The 17,190-nt window shown below is 51.0% G+C and carries 16 protein-coding genes and 1 tRNA gene; 6 read left to right on the top strand and 11 right to left on the bottom strand.

The features are described 5' to 3' along the window. Nucleotides 1–477, bottom strand: a complete 477-nt coding sequence (locus AABA21_RS25070) for an Hsp20/alpha crystallin family protein (RefSeq protein WP_338254456.1) — start codon at nt 475–477, stop codon at nt 1–3. A 742-nt stretch (nt 478–1,219) separates the two neighbouring features. Between AABA21_RS25070 and AABA21_RS25065 the strand changes: the two genes are divergently transcribed. Beyond that, on the top strand, nt 1,220–1,678 hold the full coding sequence (locus AABA21_RS25065) for a hypothetical protein (protein WP_338254455.1): 459 nt from the start codon (nt 1,220–1,222) through the stop codon (nt 1,676–1,678). Between the two features lie 57 nt (nt 1,679–1,735). On the opposite strand, the gene AABA21_RS25060 is transcribed toward AABA21_RS25065, so the two are convergent. Both AABA21_RS25060 and AABA21_RS25055 read right to left on the bottom strand, forming a co-directional pair. After that, entirely contained in the window at nt 1,736–2,770 is a 1,035-nt protein-coding gene (locus AABA21_RS25060; RefSeq protein ID WP_338254454.1) for a hypothetical protein, read from the bottom strand. A gap of 373 nt (nt 2,771–3,143) precedes the next feature. Continuing rightward, nucleotides 3,144–3,590, bottom strand: a complete 447-nt coding sequence (locus AABA21_RS25055) for a hypothetical protein (RefSeq protein WP_338254452.1) — start codon at nt 3,588–3,590, stop codon at nt 3,144–3,146. Between the two features lie 1,033 nt (nt 3,591–4,623). On the opposite strand from AABA21_RS25055, the gene AABA21_RS25050 reads away from it, so the two are divergent. After that, complete coding sequence (locus tag AABA21_RS25050; protein WP_338254450.1) at nt 4,624–5,337, top strand: TetR/AcrR family transcriptional regulator; 714 nt, start codon at nt 4,624–4,626, stop codon at nt 5,335–5,337. 74 nt (nt 5,338–5,411) lie between these two features. Here the strand turns inward: AABA21_RS25050 and AABA21_RS25045 are convergent, their stop codons facing one another. From AABA21_RS25045 to AABA21_RS25015, 7 genes are all read right to left on the bottom strand, one after another. Further along, the gene (locus AABA21_RS25045; protein WP_338254449.1) at nt 5,412–5,756 is read right to left on the bottom strand and encodes a hypothetical protein; all 345 of its coding nucleotides are present in this window, start codon (nt 5,754–5,756) and stop codon (nt 5,412–5,414) included. Between the two features lie 227 nt (nt 5,757–5,983). Continuing rightward, nucleotides 5,984–6,328, bottom strand: a complete 345-nt coding sequence (locus tag AABA21_RS25040) for a hypothetical protein (protein WP_338254448.1) — start codon at nt 6,326–6,328, stop codon at nt 5,984–5,986. 547 nt (nt 6,329–6,875) lie between these two features. After that, complete coding sequence (locus AABA21_RS25035; protein ID WP_338254447.1) at nt 6,876–9,644, bottom strand: MGH1-like glycoside hydrolase domain-containing protein; 2,769 nt, start codon at nt 9,642–9,644, stop codon at nt 6,876–6,878. Between the two features lie 231 nt (nt 9,645–9,875). Continuing rightward, entirely contained in the window at nt 9,876–10,559 is a 684-nt protein-coding gene (locus AABA21_RS25030; RefSeq protein WP_338254446.1) for a hypothetical protein, read from the bottom strand. A gap of 188 nt (nt 10,560–10,747) precedes the next feature. Beyond that, nucleotides 10,748–11,338: a Uma2 family endonuclease gene (locus AABA21_RS25025; RefSeq protein ID WP_338254444.1), complete on the bottom strand. Its 591-nt coding sequence runs from the start codon at nt 11,336–11,338 to the stop codon at nt 10,748–10,750. 202 nt (nt 11,339–11,540) lie between these two features. Next, nucleotides 11,541–11,616, bottom strand: a tRNA-Met gene (locus AABA21_RS25020). A 207-nt stretch (nt 11,617–11,823) separates the two neighbouring features. Beyond that, on the bottom strand, nt 11,824–12,048 hold the full coding sequence (locus tag AABA21_RS25015; RefSeq protein ID WP_126596112.1) for a hypothetical protein: 225 nt from the start codon (nt 12,046–12,048) through the stop codon (nt 11,824–11,826). A gap of 161 nt (nt 12,049–12,209) precedes the next feature. Here AABA21_RS25015 and AABA21_RS25010 point away from each other — a divergent pair, with 161 nt between their 5' ends. Beyond that, nucleotides 12,210–13,334: a helix-turn-helix domain-containing protein gene (locus AABA21_RS25010; RefSeq protein WP_338254442.1), complete on the top strand. Its 1,125-nt coding sequence runs from the start codon at nt 12,210–12,212 to the stop codon at nt 13,332–13,334. A gap of 47 nt (nt 13,335–13,381) precedes the next feature. Here AABA21_RS25010 and AABA21_RS25005 read toward each other — a convergent pair whose 3' ends face one another. After that, complete coding sequence (locus AABA21_RS25005) at nt 13,382–14,401, bottom strand: LacI family DNA-binding transcriptional regulator (RefSeq protein ID WP_338254441.1); 1,020 nt, start codon at nt 14,399–14,401, stop codon at nt 13,382–13,384. Nucleotides 14,402–14,733: 332 nt separating this feature from the next. Here AABA21_RS25005 and AABA21_RS25000 point away from each other — a divergent pair, with 332 nt between their 5' ends. The 3 genes from AABA21_RS25000 (at nt 14,734) to AABA21_RS24990 (ending at nt 17,185) form a co-directional block, all read left to right on the top strand. Further along, the gene (locus tag AABA21_RS25000) at nt 14,734–15,870 is read left to right on the top strand and encodes an ABC transporter substrate-binding protein (protein ID WP_338254440.1); all 1,137 of its coding nucleotides are present in this window, start codon (nt 14,734–14,736) and stop codon (nt 15,868–15,870) included. A gap of 62 nt (nt 15,871–15,932) precedes the next feature. After that, entirely contained in the window at nt 15,933–16,112 is a 180-nt protein-coding gene (locus tag AABA21_RS24995; protein ID WP_338254439.1) for a hypothetical protein, read from the top strand. 92 nt (nt 16,113–16,204) lie between these two features. Beyond that, entirely contained in the window at nt 16,205–17,185 is a 981-nt protein-coding gene (locus tag AABA21_RS24990) for a carbohydrate ABC transporter permease (protein WP_338254438.1), read from the top strand. Nucleotides 17,186–17,190 lie beyond the last annotated feature (5 nt).

Raw genomic sequence — 17,190 nt, 5'->3', positions numbered from 1 at the left:
CTACTCTTGTTTCACGGCACCCTGAATGCGCACCTGCTCCGCCTTTTTAGCGGACACCTTTGGTAAATCTACAGAGAGCATGCCATTCTCATAACGGGCCGTAACCGCATCTTGATTGATGGGTCGGGGAATAAATACTTCTAGCCGGAAGGGACCATAGCGAATCTGTGCTTCTTGATAGCTCAAGCCTTCACGAGCCTCGTGAATATCGCGACGCTCGCCACTGACAACCAGCGCATCTTCGTACAGGGTCACTTCAATATTTTCTTCTTGCATGCCAGCAAGCTCGATTTTCACCCGAATTAGATCAGCCGACTCAAGGATATCGGCCGAAGGGCACCATGTCGTAGACTGCTGCAAGATCGACTGCTGGCCCTGGCGAAGCGCGTCATTGAGAAGTTGACGATAATGCTGCTCCAGTTGCTTTTGTGACCCCTCGGGTGAACGATAGGTCACATACCGATAGCGCATGCGCATAGCATTTCCCCCTATCACACAAATCAAAAGGGATGGCACACGGCCTCTACTTACCTATGTACATGAACGAAGAAACTTGCTTATATACCATATCACCACAAGCACAACCATTGGAAGGAGGGGACGTGCATCTCTATAGAGAAAGGCAAAAGGGCAGGCATTTATTCCATGCACCGCATACTGAATGCCTGCTGCCTTTTGCCTAATCGACGCTACAATACAAGATGTTGTGCTTTACCCGAGAGGCAGATCCTTCTCTCCAGAGGCAAGAGCTTTCTGGCATTCCGAACAAAGATATTCATACTCGGAATTGCTCTCTGAAAAAACATCGCTTTGAACCACGCGAGCGTACCGGAGACGAGTTGCCTTACCGCACCTCGCACAGGTAACATACGTTTCTGTGACGGCAGTTCGTCGGGTTCCAAGAACGTCTTCCTGCATGTCCGACACCTGTCTTTCTATGCAATTTCAGAAAAGTCGCAGATCATCAAATGCTCCATATTCACGTATATGGAACTTTTGCCAGAGTAAACATCAAAAGACCTTTCCCTAAGGCCTAACCTTCTTGATTATGGCACGCCGTATATAAAATTGCAAGTATGTTTGACGAGTCTCCATTGATATGCTACTATGTTTCTATATCCTCTTTAATACCATCTGGTATTTTCTGTAGCGCGTCCTCAGAGCTTTTGTCACTGTATTTAGCATCCCTACACTAGCAAGGGCAAGAAATACGATGATCATGCAAACGTTCAAGCGTTGGTTGAACAGATTATTTAGCTGGTGGCCGTGGAGAAGCACAACCACCGTTAATCGAGTTCAAGCAAGCGGCAGTAGAGGCTGGAACATCGTTCCAGAAGCGGCCTGGCACGCAAGCATCAACGGAGCCGAGGCAGTCAATCCTCAGCCCAACAACACATCCATCGCCATTGAACACGACCTGGATACGTCATCGATTGAGCATCCCACGGCAGTGGACGCCGATATCCTATCTCCATCCCCCGCTCTCGACGAGAATCCATTCTCTGGCCAGCCTCCTATTTTAGCCGACCAGCCGTCGGTGGCAGCCAGCGAACAGCCAGTCCAGGATAGCGCAGGCGCAGAGAACCAGCTGCTATTTCTCCGCTACCTGGTTCAACGTGGCATTCTCAATGAAGGCTTCAAAGAAGGTCAGGTCCCAGAGCAGTACAACAACAAATAAAGGGGAGACATATAATCATTCATATATGCTCCCCTGCTAAAAGTATAGATGTACAGGCTAGACGTTAGCGGCGGTAAAACCCTGTGTCTGCGCCTCCTGCTCAGAAGAGAAGTAGATCACATCCACAGGCGTACCATCAGCTGTGCCCAGTTGATCCAGAGGTGTTTCAACCGGATAATATTTTTTGGTGCTGGCCAGACCCACAAACGTGGCATCGGTCGGAGCCGCTTGCGCGGTCGTGGCCAATTCCTCCGCGCTCTTATCAGAAGCAGGGCCATCGTAATCGGTGACTGTCTTCACTTCGCCAAAAGGATGGGATTCTGGTTGGCTGGCCGTATTGCTGATCGCATGAATTTCGCCCCGGGGCTGTGAAACATGGATCGTCGAGAGATTGGCATCATAACTCATTTGAATAGGGGAATCATCGGAAACATTGGTGTCGCGCAGGCGCCGACGCATCAGCATAAACGTTACAATGCCCGCCACCGTTAAGCCGCAGCCAAAGCCAAGGAAGATCCACAGTTTACGATCCTGCTGCGCGATATTGCGCTGCGCCTTGCGGCTGCGTTTTCCCAGTTCTTGGGAAAACTCATTGCTGCGCTTTCCCAATTCATGGGAGAAATCGCTACCACGCTTTCCCAGCTCATGTGAGAGATCGCTACCACGCTCGGCCAGGGACTGTGAAAACTTATTGCTGCGCGCAATGAAATCTTCCGTCAATTCATTGGCACGCTTCAACAGGGACTGATTGGTGGAGCGCTCACGCAGGTCTCCCAAAACATCTGATAGTGCGGTCCCGATTGACTGCAAACGCTCTTGCAGATCGGGTTGCGCTTCGTTGGCGAAGGGGGTGATCTCCTCTCTGCTCTCAGCATCACGAAGATCAGGCTGCACGCCATTGGCGAAGGCAGCGATCTTCTCCTTACGCTCAGCATCACGAATGTCGGCGGCGGCTTGTTCCGCCTCTTGCTGGGCGCGAACGCGTTCAATCGCGGCATCAACAAGGGGGGCCAGTGTGCTGGCCGATAAAGTGCCGACCCGGACCCAGCGGCCCGCGTCCTGGAATATATTCTTCTTCTGACTAGATTTCATATCAACCTCCTCATTCAGAGCAACGCTACCTATTAGAGAACACGCTTCACAAACCATTATCGATGTATAGGGCAAAACATGAACATGGGGATACCGCAAGGAGCTCGCTCATCCATCTGCCTCGCGCCTGCCAACGCTCTACAAAATAAAGGCGGTAGGACCACTGCATCAGTATGGCAGTTCATATCGAACTGTGTCAAGGATACGGGTGGTAGTTCAATCAGGTGCAAAACACTCCCGGAAAAGATAGGGAAAGGGAAGGAAAAAGAAGGAGGGAAAACGCAGGCGTACCTGTACTTGTTAGTACGGACATCATCAGTCAGGTGAACTGACTGGCAAAAATCATAGATAGAAATATAACTGTCAAAGAGGGTTATGAGAAATCTTCGGCCGAAAACTCACTTAACTGCAGGACCAGCCGACAAAAGTGTAGCAGCGCGGACGCTGACTCCAGATAGGCTTCATCGCTATTCGCAGACTGCTGAGCCATGGGTATACGGCGCCTCAACGAGCGCAACACCACCATTACATCTTCTTTAAGGGCTGCATCCATATCCCCGCGCTGCATCAACAACACTACCTGGCTTACAATAGAATCGACCTCGTGGCGCATCATATCCAGGTCATCTATCCAGGGGTCGCCATCGTCTTCAGCCGCATCGTCACCATCGTTCCACAACAGTGCATCCGAGAATTGTTCGCGTCGCTTGACGTCGCTACGCATGGTTTTACGAGATTGTCGCAAATGAGCCTGAGGCTCTTCTTGCTGCACACCTAGCTCGCTCAGCAACACAGACAATTCATCTTCCCAGCCAGCCATAGAGCACCTCCTTGTGAAACACCGCACACAGTGATCGAAACAGGATTCTCAAGGCTGCAAGGTTTCGCACACCCAAAAAAGCGTGGTTTTAATGGTTTTCATATAAATGGCGTCAATCCTCTAAGCCTGAAACCTTACCCGAAGTGTAACACAGTGCTTCAGCATTGTAAATGACCCAAATGGTTGTAAGAGATCCTGCCGGATATAGGACTTTTGCGCCCCTGGCATGATTGCAAATACGATGGCTGCCGGTCCTGTAAATCCATACGGCTTATAGAAAGTCTATCTAATACCCATAGATTGCGTTTATAGTAGTTTCATGCCGTTTTCTATCCTATACGAGAGGTGTCCATATCCTTAGCAATTCATTGATATTGCATGTTTTTGTTATGGCTGTAAGTTTAACGCTCGAATAATGATCGCTTAATATTAAGCTGCTACACTACTGATGTCAGCAAAAAGCATAAATGATCGATGTAATCACTGCCGGGATTGAACGGCTGGTGAGCGGGTAGACAGCGCAGACTATCACTATTTACCCTCACAGCATCTCCCTGGCACCTTCCACCGACATAGGCCTGCTGTGTATCTATGATACGCGATAGGTGCTATGCCTCTTGTAACGACGTTTCCCACAAGGAGACGCTCGTTGACCGGGCGAGAAGATCCTCGAACTTCTCGCCCCCTGGAGAAAGGAACATCCCCTCCCCTCTCGCTTCACTTTATCTCTCATTACAAATGATCAGCATCTCAAGACTTTTTAATTTTCCTCTTTGGCGCCTACGGCGCCGGGTTAGGAGTGTGGAGTGTGAGGTGGGCGGCTGCGGCCGCCCACCTCACACTCCACACTTGAAAGAATGTACATCGTATCGCTTGCTCGTGATCTCCCAACGATCTCTGGACGAATATTAAAAAGCCCTGTCAACATCTCCAGCAAGCTTGACAAGGGTATTTGCGCATCCTATACTTATCAATTGATAAATATCGGGATGCAAAGAAGGCAGCTCAATCGGAGCACGAGAGTGAGGTGTTCATGGCACGTGGGACCAAGAGAGCAGCTGCGCGCGAAGAATCGGAAGAGACACGTCAGACTATTCTGCGTACGGCCGAGCAGTTATTTATGGAGTACGGCTATCGTGCGGTATCCACGCGGCAGATCGCTGATGCCTGTGGCCTGACCCAACCAGCCCTCTACCACTATTTTGCTGATAAGCAGACCCTCTATGTTGAGGTGATCAAAGAGAATACGGGGAAGACGCAAAGCGCCATGGAACGCATTGTGCGTCGCAACGAAGGGATTGCTGAGCGGCTACGGCTGATTGTGCGCTACCTGTATAGCACAACGCAGCATGACATCAGCCTGATGCTGCACGATATCCAGCACGAGCTCGATCCTCAGATGCGTGAACTGCTCAACCAGTTGTTTATCACTGGTTTGATCGCGCCCCTGGCCTCGATCTTCGAGGAAGGGATTCAAACAGGCTTCTTACGTCATCCCGGCATGGGAGGATTGGACGCCATCAACGCGGCCTACCTCTTTATGAGTATGCTCCCCCGCTTTCTCTCTCGCCCTCCACTGACAAATCCTGAACGCGGCCCCTCCCATGGAAGTCGTCATGGTTTGAAGATTGAGCAGGCTGAGATGCTCGTGCAGGTACTGCTCTATGGATTGGCGGAGCAAGGAGATGGAGGAAGACATCAGGGAGAGTTGGTGGATAACAATCAGCCGCTACAACCCACTTCCTGAGCAAGAATAGAGCGCCCGGGCTACTGCAAAGCTTATAGCAGCCCGGGCGCTCTACTCATGTATTTACTACAGTATTACGATAAGGGTCCGGTTTCATCGCTCTGGAGCGTACTCAATATAGGGTCAGCTTCTACTTCTTTGCGACGCCTTCTTCGGACGCGTATATCGCTGGGTGATAGTGGATTGATCAATCCAATCGCTACGCGTATCAGGCCAATCAGCACCACAATCGCGCCAATACCAATCAGCAGCCCCTCGGCTGAATAAGCACCAGTCTTCAACATAAGCCCAACCACAATCAGGAGACAACCAATTCCAACAATGAGCAGCCCACTCCAGGTGTATTTATTCCATTTCCGCCACACAGCACGATCCAGAATCTCGGTTTCAGTGACGATGTCAGACGGACGTTCTGCCATTGCGACACCTCTTTCTCATTGCAATGCTACTTGAGCACTCACAATGGTTTATTCTACACCCATTCGGTATGGGTATGTATGTGAGGACAAAGTATAAAAAGTAAAGATAGCAAAATAAAAAAGTCCTCTGCTGTTATATACGGAATGGAACATTATCTAGCTCCAAAACCAGAAAGTGCAGTAAAGCAAGCGCTATTATTGAAGCAATCGAGCGCCAGGGCAGCGATTTAGTGACGAATATTGGATGGGGACACCTGCAAAAATGGTGTAAACAAATTAATCAACACACCTTCTTCTTTGATAACCGTCATGCCGGTACCTTGCTTGCAGTAGATGCCTTCTCCGATGTCCAATCGATTGAAGTGGCAACGAATACGAAACGTGCATCCAGTGGAGAGTTGTTCGATGCTGGCCAGGCATTCACGCAGCGTAAACATGCTCCGCCAGGGTGTGGTGGGATCGTCAAGCCAGATCTCTAACATAAATTCTTTAGACGAGAGGTTCATGTCACCTGCGTACAACGTGTTTAGCGCTGTTCTGGGTACGAAGTAGGAGGTATCTTTCATTGTCATCTCACTCTCTATAGTAAAGAGACTACGTTGCGACTGGCTATTAGTAATAGACGCAGAAATAGATTGTTTGTCTTTTCATTATAAGGGTATGAATTGAAAATATTATGCGTCTGTTTGTGTCTGTTTAAGATAAGAAAGGCTTATGTGTGTTTTCTTTGTTGTATGTTTTTGGTGTGGTTGAAATAGTCGTTTTAAGGGTGTTCGTTTTTAAGTTGTTCTAGGTTAGACTATACCATAGGTGGGTATAAAAGTACATAGGTTTCTTTTGGGTTTTGTGGTGCCCCCTGCGGGGGCAACGAGGGGAGAGAAGGAGGGCCGGGGGCACAGCCCCCGGAGCCCCCCAGTCAAGGGGTTGTCACCCCTTGCATCCCCGCTTTTGGCGCGAAGAACGGGGAGGGCTCCCATAGGTTCGAACCTTGCGCTCGATTGCCGCGCAGCGGCCCCGCGCCCCCACACCCGCCTTGCGCTCGATTGCCGCGCAGCGGCCCCGCGCCCCACACCAACCATCCTCTAACGACACCACGACCCCGACATGCATTGCATGGGGTTAGAAGTCGGGGGTGGGAGGTTGGGTGGGATGGTTGGGGCTGGTGTATTCGGCCCATTGTTGGATGAGCTTGGCTACGACGCCGGTCCAACCGGTCTGGTGGCTGGCTCCGAGGCCGGCTCCGTTGTCGCCGTGAAAGTATTCGTAGAAGAGGATGAATTCTTTCCACTTGGGATCGCTTTGCAGGGGGGCGATGCCGCCGTAAACCGGTCGCTGGCCAGTGCCGGGATCACTCTGGAAGATGCGCATGAGGCGGGTGGAGAGCTCGGTGGCAACTTCCCAGAGGTTCATGCTGTTGCCCGAGCCGGTCGGGCATTCGACGGTGAAGTCGGACCCGAGATACTGGTGGAACTTCTGAAGGGCTTCGATGAGCAAGTAGTTGATGGGAAACCAGATGGGTCCACGCCAGTTTGAGTTGCCGCCGAAGTCGTTGGTGCGCGATTCGGCCGGGGTGTATCGCACCTGGTAGGGCTGGCCATTGGCGGCCGTAATGCCGGGTAAGGTGTAAGGGTGTTGCTCATAGTATTTTGAAAGCGAGCGAATACCATATGGGCTAAGAAATTCGTCCTCGTCCAGCAGCCGGGCCAGGATGCGTTTGAGGCGTTCGGGTTTGACCAGCGCCAGCATGATACCCTGCATCGGACCACTGGTGCTGCGGATATCGACGTTTTCGTGGCTGGTCAGGTCGGTCCCCGATCTGAGAAGGTGATCAAAACGCTGGCGGAAATCGGCCAGGTTGGGGGATGCAAGGAATTTGAGGTCGATCCCTTCGATGGCGAGCAAGGGGACGAGTCCGACGACCGAACGCAGCTTCATGCTCAGGAACTTCTGGCCATCGATCTCTACGTCGTCAGCCAGGTGCAGGATATCATAGTAAAAGCCATCCACGTCATCCCAGAGATTCTCTCCGTTGTCGCCGATCTCGTTGATGGCGCGCGCGATAAAGAGGAATTGCAGCAGGTACTGGACCGCCATCTGCTCGTAGGTTACGTCGTGGCTGGCCAGCTCGATGGCGATGCGCAACATGTTGAGGCTAAACATGCCCATCCAACCGGTGGCATCCGACTGGTCCAGGTAGCCGCTGATACCAGCGGGGATATTGCTGCGATCAAACGGACCGATGTTGTCGAGTCCCAGGAAGCCACCCTGAAAGATATCATTGCCGTCCACATCCTTGCGGTTCAGCCACCAGGTAAAGTAGAGCGTCAGCTTCTGGAAGGCCTGCTCCAGAAATACATGATCGCCGGAACCATACATTTTGGCCTCGATTTTATAGACGCGCCATGCGGCCCAGGCCTGGACCGGGGGATTCAAATCGTTGAATGACCATTCGTAGGCAGGAATCTGTCCATTTGGATGTATGCTCCAGGGCTGCATCAGCAGCAGGATCTGCTGCTTGGCCAGCACGGGATCGATCATGGCCAGAGGAATAGTATGGAAGGCGAGATCCCAGGCGGCGAACCAGGGATATTCCCAGGTGTCGGGCATGGAGATAATATCTTTCAGAAAGAGATGCTTCCAGGTCGAGTTGCGCCCGCTTTTGCGCTCGGGCGGTGGCGGCGGACAAGCGGGGTCCCCTTTGAGCCATTCTTTGACCATATAGAAGTAGAACTGCTTGTTCCACAGCATGCCTACGAAGGCCTGGCGCTGGATATTGCGCAGGTCTGAGGAGAGAGGATAGGGGTTGACCGCCTGGTAAAATTCATCGGCCTCCTGGCGGCGCGTTTGCAACAGAGAGGCAAAGGCAGTGGTGTCACACGGCTCATCCAGGGCGACACTATTGCTCAGGCGCAGACGGATCACGCGTGTCTCACCGGCCGCGATCTGCAGGGTATAAGAGGCAGCAGCCTTCGTACCCATCGCCGCAGGGTTAACCGCCGACTGCTGTCCATGGATAATGTATTGCTCAAAGGCATCCTTTACATAGGGAGAGGCGTTGGCGCCCCAGTTGAAGTGGGCGTTGTTGGTCTCGTTCTCGGTGAACAGGAGCTCATCGGCCCCCTCAGCATACAGATACATCGTACCGATATCCTGGGCGCCACCCTGAGCTTCGATGACGTGCCGATCGGGATGATCCGCCGGAATACGTTGCAGCAGCGGCTTGCTGACGGTGTGGTCCCAGGACCACGTGTTGCGGAACCAGAGCGTAGGCAGGACATGCAGCGGGGCGGCGTCGGGACCGCGATTGGTAATGGTGAACTGGATGCAGATATCTTCTGGCGTCTGTTTGGCGTACTCGACCAGGACATCAAAATAGCGGTTGTCGGCGAAGGCGCCGGTATCGAGCAATTCATATTCAAAGCTGGCGGGATTCGCCTTACGCCGGGCGTTCTCCATCCTCAGATCGGCATAGGGAAATCTGGCCTGCGGATATTTATACAGGCACTTCATATAAGAGTGGGTGGGAACATTGTCTAAATAGAAGTAGTACTCCTTGACGTCCTCCCCGTGGTTGCCCTCGCCGTTGGTCAGGCCGAACAGACGCTCCTTCAAAAAGTCATCTTGCCCATTCCAGAGCGTCAGGGCGAAACAGAGACGCTGATCGGAATCGCACAATCCGGCGATGCCATCCTCACCCCAGCGATAGGCGCGAAAACGCGCATCCTCATACGAAAAATAGGTCCAGGGCTGACCGTCCGCGCTATAATCCTCGCGCACAGTCCCCCACTGTCGATCGCTTAGATATGGACCCCAATGCTTCCAATGAGCCGTCCCCTGTTGATTAACGGCTAACCGCTGCCCCTCTTGCGTCCCCTGGATATCGGTCATAATGCTCTCCCCATCAGTTCAAATACTATAGGCGCCACTCAATATAAATCCATCTAAACAGAGAGAGGGCGTCATCATCAATGCGCAACGTATTTCTTTCTATAAGATCGATTTTACCCCTGTGGTAGTAACCGTCACGCATACGGAGTTCCTCAGTCAATGGAAGCTAGAACATACGCAATAAAAACGAGACTTCTAGCATGTTTCCAGAAGTCTCGCTGAAAAAGCTGTTTAATTGCGCCATTCTTGCCCGGGCTCTGGAACCGCAGGCGGCGGGGCATATGGCACGGCGGAAGGTGCGAACAAGGGAGCGCCAGTGACGGGTTGCGGACCCACAGGCATAAACGCACGATTGTGCTTCTGCTGGCGCCGTGCCTGCATGGCTGGCCACATTAAGAAGAAACTCAATAAACCCAGCCCCAGAATTGCAACCAGGGCGCCTATCGGCCAGCGATTGTCATCAAAGCCATCGGGATGTATCAGGTAATCGCTGGTCGTAAAACGATACTCCTTCTGCTCTTTCGAACTGGTCAGGGTGAAGCTCACCACAGTAAGCCCTTGCGAGTTGACCTGGGTACCATCATCATTGTGCATAACAAACGACTGTGGGTCCTCATCTTTATAGAGGACTTCGCCGATACCATCGGTACTCTTAAATGCATTATCATCAGGAACAGGATTAAAATCGGATGGATGAATGATGTAGTACGTATCTGTACCATCCAGCACAAACCCATAGGTGCCATCGGTCATGGCGGTAACATGATATTTTCCCTGGGGAACCGAAACATAATTGACGTGGTGGGAGCTTAATCCGTAGATGATGCCACCGAGGATCAATAGACCTCCCACAGCCAGGCGGCCGACATGGCTGCGAAGCAACAAAATGCTCATGCGAGCTAATAAATATGGCATAGAATCATTCCCTCTAAAACAGCATAAATGAATACATAGCAGTTAGATAGATACAATTCAATTTACAAACTCTGCCATTAGAACGCACAGGAATGCGAGGAATAACATGAATAAAGGGAAAGGCCACAAGTACTGGTTTTTGATTGCAGGTCTGATCAAAACAGGCGGTTAAAGATAGGAAAAGGCAACTACTCCCAGCCATCTTCTATCGGCACACGAGCATATACATCGGCCAGAGCAAGCGAGAGATCAAGGCTTTGGAGATATGCACTCTCACCAGACTGGTAAAGTTGATAGTGCCAGGCACTATGCTCACGAGAATATACTTCTATAGCCTGTCGCTGGGTGCTTACCAGGACATAGTCTTGCAGGCTAGCCAGTTGCTGATAGTATGCAAACTTCTTGCCGCGATCATAGGCTTTGGTCGATGGGGGCAATACTTCAACAATCACACGAGGATGATAGATGGTATCCGCCTGCCAATCAATGGTCTCGCAGCTGATAGTGAGATCGGGGTAGACATAACGTGCTGCGGAGAGTTGGACACGAACATCTGACATAAAGACCTGACAGGAGCGATCGGCCAGGAACCGGTCACAAAGCATTGCCAAATTGAGCGCGACCCGCGCATGCGCCAGAGTGCCACCTGCCAGAGCCTGTGGATCGCGTATGTTGTACGCGATGCCATCTATATACTCATATTTAGCATCCGGGCTGTTCCGATCAAGCTCCAGATACTCTTCAACCGTCATATGATGGCGATTAGGATCAGCAACCATCGCATACCACCTCTCTAATATAGAAGGATGATCATTTTAAACGTTACCCAGACTGCATGCATATATATTGTACCAAAATTGTTTTATGCTTCCTATTATCTCGTCGATCACGCCCCATATGGGAGCGCAACAACATCCAGGTCGGAGGCCGGGGCGCCAATGGCAACAAAAAGCCCCCGGCCTGTTTGCAGGCTGGGGGCGATGGTAGCGGCGACAGGAATCGAACCTGTGACACAGGGCTTATGAGTCCCTTGCTCTACCGACTGAGCTACGCCGCCAGGAAAGGCAGTTCCTTGCTTTAGCAGGATTTTGACTACCATTTCTTTACGGCTCTTATAATATCACGACTATCGATAGGATGCAAGGGGGTAGTGGCTTAATTTTGCCAAATTGACAAAATTCGTTCGTTCTTCCTGTACGATGCTGTTTTACTGTAAATTGAGAAGTGATAAAAATAGACATATGCCTGGTTTAGATTGGGACAGCTAGCGTACGACGCGGTTATAGGTCTCGATTACGATTTCTAATGCTTGCTGCTCCCCCACGAAAGCTTCGAGTTCTTCTTGATACGAACCCAGTGTACTATATTTATGGTTAATGATGTCATGCCGGGAAGTGATCGCGTAGCCAGTTAACATCTGATTCATGGCATCACACACCGTCTCTATCTGTTCTCTCAGCCTTGCCACCTCACTTCTACATTCCGCCATAGCCCCGGCTCCTTTCTTCCTAGTGGTGTTGTCAAAAACCTAATAAACTTGCTATACTAGAAAAAGCTTCCAATATACAGTATTAAGCTAAAAAATCCATTTTTACAGGACATCCATCACTTATAAATGTGGATAGGTAGTAGGTAGGAGGAGGACACGCGATGTCCACACATACAAAAAAAAGCCGCAGTAATTCCCCACTAGCTCAAGTTGTACGCGAATATCGCGATAAGTATACATTGACGCAAGAACAGTTAGCGAATGATCTATCTGTTGATGTACGCACCCTGCGACGATGGGAGAGCGGTGATACCCTGCTCCATGATGTGCGTGAATTACGGCGCATCGCGACATGGTTAGGGGTTGAGCCAGAACGCCTGGGACTGGCCGGATCTACATATACGGTATTGACCGTGGAGCACATTGACTCCGTTTTGAATCATGTCTGGGAATTGATCAATTTAGCCCGCAGCTATGAAGCCAATAGCCTGATCGAGAAGCTCCTGCAGGATCTCAATGCGCAGATCACCACAGAAAATCCCATACTGCTCCATAAACTGGCGCAGACGCTGCACCTGGCGGGCTATGTCAAATCAGTAGTCACGCGCGCGAATGAAGCGACCTATTCGCTCAATCACTATCGAGAGATGGAGCGGGTGGCGCGCATCATTCATAACGATACGCTCTTAAATATCGCCTTGACATATGAAGGGGACATGTATTGCCGGGGAGGAGATGTTAGCAAAGGGATTCTCTATCTGGAGGCGGCGCGCGATACAACGCCCAGAGCGGACATAGCAGCCCGGGGTAACGGTGTGCAATTGCTGGGGCGCGCCTATCTACGCGCCGGTCGCATGGACGAGTTTGAACATATGATGGCGGAGGCCGAAGAATTATCCCATCAAATCGATCCACAACAAAGTAGTACCTGTGGACAATACAGCCTGGGGACCGTGTATGAGGAATATGGCCGCAGCTATAGCCAGCTGGGGCAGACGCAGAAGGCCTTAGAGTACCTGGACAAAGCTGAACAGAGCCTGGAGCCAACCAAACACTGGGAGATCCTGCTCAAGACGGCCCGCGCCATGGCCCTGGTGCGGGGAGGTGAGATTCAGAGCGGAGTAGAGCTGGCCGTCGAATGCATTGAGCAATGCCAGGAGCATGGCACGATCCGCCTGATGGAACGCATCTACGGCATCCAGAAGCATATCGATAATCTAACGAGGGAAATTGGCATGGCGGGAACGACCCTGCGCGAAGCCCTGGATGGCCCGATCGAGTATTGAAGGCAAGCGTTAAAGAAAGAACTCCTTCCATATATGTATGGAAGGAGTTATAAAGGAGTCCCACAGGATTCGCGAACGACGAGCGACGTCACAAGCTCAACCCGCATCGTATCAAGCTGCTCGCCCGCGATTTGCCGAAGGAGCATAGACGTTGCCATCGTCCCCATCTCTCTGAGTGGTTGGCGAATAGTAGTAAGCGGTGGGCTCAACCATTGGGCGGGGGGAATATCATCAAAACCAATAACGCTCATCTCATCAGGAATCGTGATACCTCGTTCGTAAAGGGCGCGGTAAACGCCAGAAGCTTGCTGATCACAGGAGGAAATAATCGCGGTTGGAGGCTCTGGAAGATCGAGTAGATAACGAGTTTCAATATAACCGCTCTGGTGGTCGTATCTTCCCGAGCGCACCAGATCGGGATCAACTGGCAAGCCAGCAATTTCCATGGCCGAACGAAAACCGGCAACACGAGCTCGAGCGGTAAGGTGGTCAGGAACACCGCTAATAGTGGCAATACGTCGATGTCCCAGTGAAATAAGGTATTCAGTAGCGGTCAGACCACCGTGCCAGTTTGTTGCGCCAACGGAAGGAATATCAGGGTGAGGTTGCGCCCAATCATCAATAACGGTAAATGGAATATCCAGGGAGCGTAACGTTTCCAGATAGCGTGAGTAATACTCAGGCAGCACAATAAACACAACCCCTTCCACAGGCCTGGTCGCGATGCGATTAATCCACGCCTGCTCATAAAGGACATTCGCATGCATCGTCTGCAGTACCAGGTGTTTATCTGCTTCACGTAAGGCTTCTTCCATGCCACGGATAATCTCCAAAAAGTAGTAGCTATCCATGGTATCAATGATCATCAGATCAACCAGACCAGCCTGTACCATCCGCCTGGGCCTGGAAGCACGATTACTGATATAACCACGCTCTCTGATAATGCTTTCTACATGCAAGCGAGTTGCGGAGGAGACATCTATATGCTTATTCAACACTTTAGAAACTGTAGGAATAGAAACTCCCGCCTCCGCTGCTATATCAGCAATAGTTACTTTGCGTTTCATAGCCCATCCCATTTTTGTTCACGCATCCGAAATTTTCGGACCCCTGCCAGAATATAACATGCACCTATTTGAGTTGTCAAATTGCTCATCAGCGTTCATGTTGGCTATTAGAAGCAATTTGCGCCAGAGTGGCAGCGAAAAATATTCCAAGGTTGACAATGCGCAAGAATATATGTTAACCTCGTTTTAGTTAAATATTTACGAAACTTTAGGGATATAATTTTGAAATTATTTAAGGAGGTATCAAGTATTTTTAATTCGGCTTGTAGGTAGTTAACTTTTCCTGGACCTATAGTATATGGCGGTTTTCCTCATAAGAAAGGAAGCTATCAGTGAAGGATTCACTCAAGACACCGATGTCTACTCCACTCAACCGTCGTCGTTTCCTGGTCAATTCCGCGATGGCGGTCGGGGCTACTCTTGGTGCTGGCTCATTTCTGGAAGCCTGTAATACCTCCAGCACAACCGCATCGGGCGGTACCGGTACCACAACCACGGTAACAGTCATGTATAACAGCGGGGAATTTTTTCCAAAGTACGCCACCGAATTCCACAAACTGCATCCAGATATCAAAATCAATCTCCTTAATTTTGATCAGACACGCTTGAATGCGATGTTCGCGGCAGGCCAGGCCCCTGATTTTATCCGCACGTCGGGAGCGGCGGACATCACACAATGGGCCGTTCGTGGTCTCGCGCAAGACCTTACCTCATATTTCGACAAAAGCTCCGTGCTCAAAGTCAACAACCTGGAACCAGTGAACGATGTCTATCGCTGGGACGGGAAGGTTCAGGGCCAGGGCCCTCGCTATGGAATGGCGAAGGACTGGTCGCTCGATGCCCAGATGTGGTACAACAAAAAACTCTTTGATCAGGCGGGCGTTCCTGTACCCAGTCCGACGCAACCCCTCACCTATGATGAAATCCTGGCGATGGGCAAAAAACTCACGGTCCGTAAGAATGGGAAGATTCAGGTCTACGGACTGGATGCCTCATATGGATTCTTCATGCAAGCGCACTTCTTACAAATGATCGCGCAGCAAGGAGGTCAGCTCTACAACAGCGATCTGACGCAAGCCGATTTTTCCACACCCGAGGCACGTAAGGCGCTTAAATGGTATGTAGATTGGGCGCAGGCACACGTTGGACCATCCCCGCTCGATCCTGATGCTACTGGTGGTTACAGCCTGTTCACGGCGGATCGCGTAGCTATGCTCGCGTACGGCTACTGGTATGGGGGCAATATCTCTACGCAGCCAAAGACATTTACATCTCATGTCGGTTTAATGCCCGCACCACAAATGGGATCGACCCGCGTCAGTGCCTGTATGAGCGGAACCGGTGCCTGGATTCCCGCCAACAGCAAAAATAAGGATGCCGCCTGGAAGGTCATGGAATACTTCATGGCTGGTCAACCAGGCGTTGATCGAGCCAAAGCGGCTGGGGCATCCCCTCACTCAAGTCGCTGATACCAGACATGCCGCAGGCTCTGCCATTCCAACAAGAAGCATACCAATCACTACAGAACGAGATGCAGTACCAGAAAACCCTTAGCTTCTCCCCTTATATCAGTGATGATGGATTCAATGCCGCCCTGGCGAAGGTGATTGAGCCAACGATGCGCGGTCAAATGACACTTGACCAGTGTATCAAGCAGCTCAACCAGAGCATTAATAAGCTCCTGCAACAGGGTAAGCAGCAAGCGAGTTAAGCTTCCGTAACAGATAGGTATAGCGATGGGGGGATACCCGTAAGGTATCCCCTGCATATACTATACGGCTGCCGTCTTGAGAAAGGGTATCTATGGATGCACTGACCCCCCCACAAATTACAGAAGCGCCAGACGAAATACGTCAAAAAACCAAAACGCGTCGTAGACGCTGGTCGCGCTATTCCAGCAAAACGTTCTATCTTTTTATCTCACCATGGATCATCGGAGCCCTGGCCCTGACGCTCATACCACTGCTTTACGCCCTGGTCGTCAGTTTCACCAATTTCGATGGTATCTCCACCCACTGGCACTTTATTGGATTGGCAAACTACCAGGAGCTCATCCAGAATAGTACAACCTGGTATAGCCTTTCACGAACGTTGCTCTATTGTGCGATTACAGTGCCAATCTCTGTCGCCGGTGGACTGGGACTGGCCGTCCTTCTCAACCAGCGCCTTATTGCCGTTGGCTTTTTTCGCACGATCTTTTATCTGCCCTCAGTCGTGCCGGTCGTCGCCTCAGCCATCATGTGGAAATTGATTTTTGATCGCGATGCTGGAGCGTTGAATGCTATTCTGGAGCCATTCGGTTCACCTGCGCTCACCTGGCTGATGGATCCATACGTTTTTTATGTGCTGGTCATTCTCACCCTATGGGGACTTGGTGGTGGAATGATCATTTCACTGGCGGGACTGCAAGGGGTTCCTAATGAACTGCGCGAAGCGGCAAGCATTGATGGTGCAAATGCCTGGCAAGCCTTCCGCAATGTGACGCTTCCCTTGCTCTCACCGGTGCTTTTTTTCGAGGTCATCACAGGCATGATTGCCGCCCTGCAGACCTTTATCCAGCCACTACTCCTTGCGGAAACCAATGGAACCACAACCGCAGGTTCGGTACCTATCAGTAACTATCTGTACATGGTCAATGTCTACGACCAGTTTTTCGATAATCAGCGCTTTGGGTATGGCTCGGCGATGCTGTGGGTCCTGTTTATCGTTATTCTGGCGATTACATTGCTGATGTTCCGCAGCAGTGCATTCTGGGTCTACTACGAAGTGGACCGAGACGAGTAGTTTCG

This window comes from Dictyobacter halimunensis (genome assembly GCF_036245075.1).
The sequence above is the reverse complement of the archived record's forward strand: the minus strand, read 5'-3'. Positions and strand labels throughout refer to the sequence as shown.

Coding starts and splice junctions, on each gene's coding strand:
- AABA21_RS25070 (WP_338254456.1), bottom strand. CDS start 477: ATGCGCATGCGCTATCGGTATGTGACCTATCGTTCACCCGAGGGGTCA.
- AABA21_RS25065 (WP_338254455.1), top strand. CDS start 1,220: ATGCAAACGTTCAAGCGTTGGTTGAACAGATTATTTAGCTGGTGGCCG.
- AABA21_RS25060 (WP_338254454.1), bottom strand. CDS start 2,770: ATGAAATCTAGTCAGAAGAAGAATATATTCCAGGACGCGGGCCGCTGG.
- AABA21_RS25055 (WP_338254452.1), bottom strand. CDS start 3,590: ATGGCTGGCTGGGAAGATGAATTGTCTGTGTTGCTGAGCGAGCTAGGT.
- AABA21_RS25050 (WP_338254450.1), top strand. CDS start 4,624: ATGGCACGTGGGACCAAGAGAGCAGCTGCGCGCGAAGAATCGGAAGAG.
- AABA21_RS25045 (WP_338254449.1), bottom strand. CDS start 5,756: ATGGCAGAACGTCCGTCTGACATCGTCACTGAAACCGAGATTCTGGAT.
- AABA21_RS25040 (WP_338254448.1), bottom strand. CDS start 6,328: ATGACAATGAAAGATACCTCCTACTTCGTACCCAGAACAGCGCTAAAC.
- AABA21_RS25035 (WP_338254447.1), bottom strand. CDS start 9,644: ATGACCGATATCCAGGGGACGCAAGAGGGGCAGCGGTTAGCCGTTAAT.
- AABA21_RS25030 (WP_338254446.1), bottom strand. CDS start 10,559: ATGCCATATTTATTAGCTCGCATGAGCATTTTGTTGCTTCGCAGCCAT.
- AABA21_RS25025 (WP_338254444.1), bottom strand. CDS start 11,338: ATGGTTGCTGATCCTAATCGCCATCATATGACGGTTGAAGAGTATCTG.
- AABA21_RS25015 (WP_126596112.1), bottom strand. CDS start 12,048: ATGGCGGAATGTAGAAGTGAGGTGGCAAGGCTGAGAGAACAGATAGAG.
- AABA21_RS25010 (WP_338254442.1), top strand. CDS start 12,210: ATGTCCACACATACAAAAAAAAGCCGCAGTAATTCCCCACTAGCTCAA.
- AABA21_RS25005 (WP_338254441.1), bottom strand. CDS start 14,401: ATGAAACGCAAAGTAACTATTGCTGATATAGCAGCGGAGGCGGGAGTT.
- AABA21_RS24995 (WP_338254439.1), top strand. CDS start 15,933: ATGCAGTACCAGAAAACCCTTAGCTTCTCCCCTTATATCAGTGATGAT.
- AABA21_RS24990 (WP_338254438.1), top strand. CDS start 16,205: ATGGATGCACTGACCCCCCCACAAATTACAGAAGCGCCAGACGAAATA.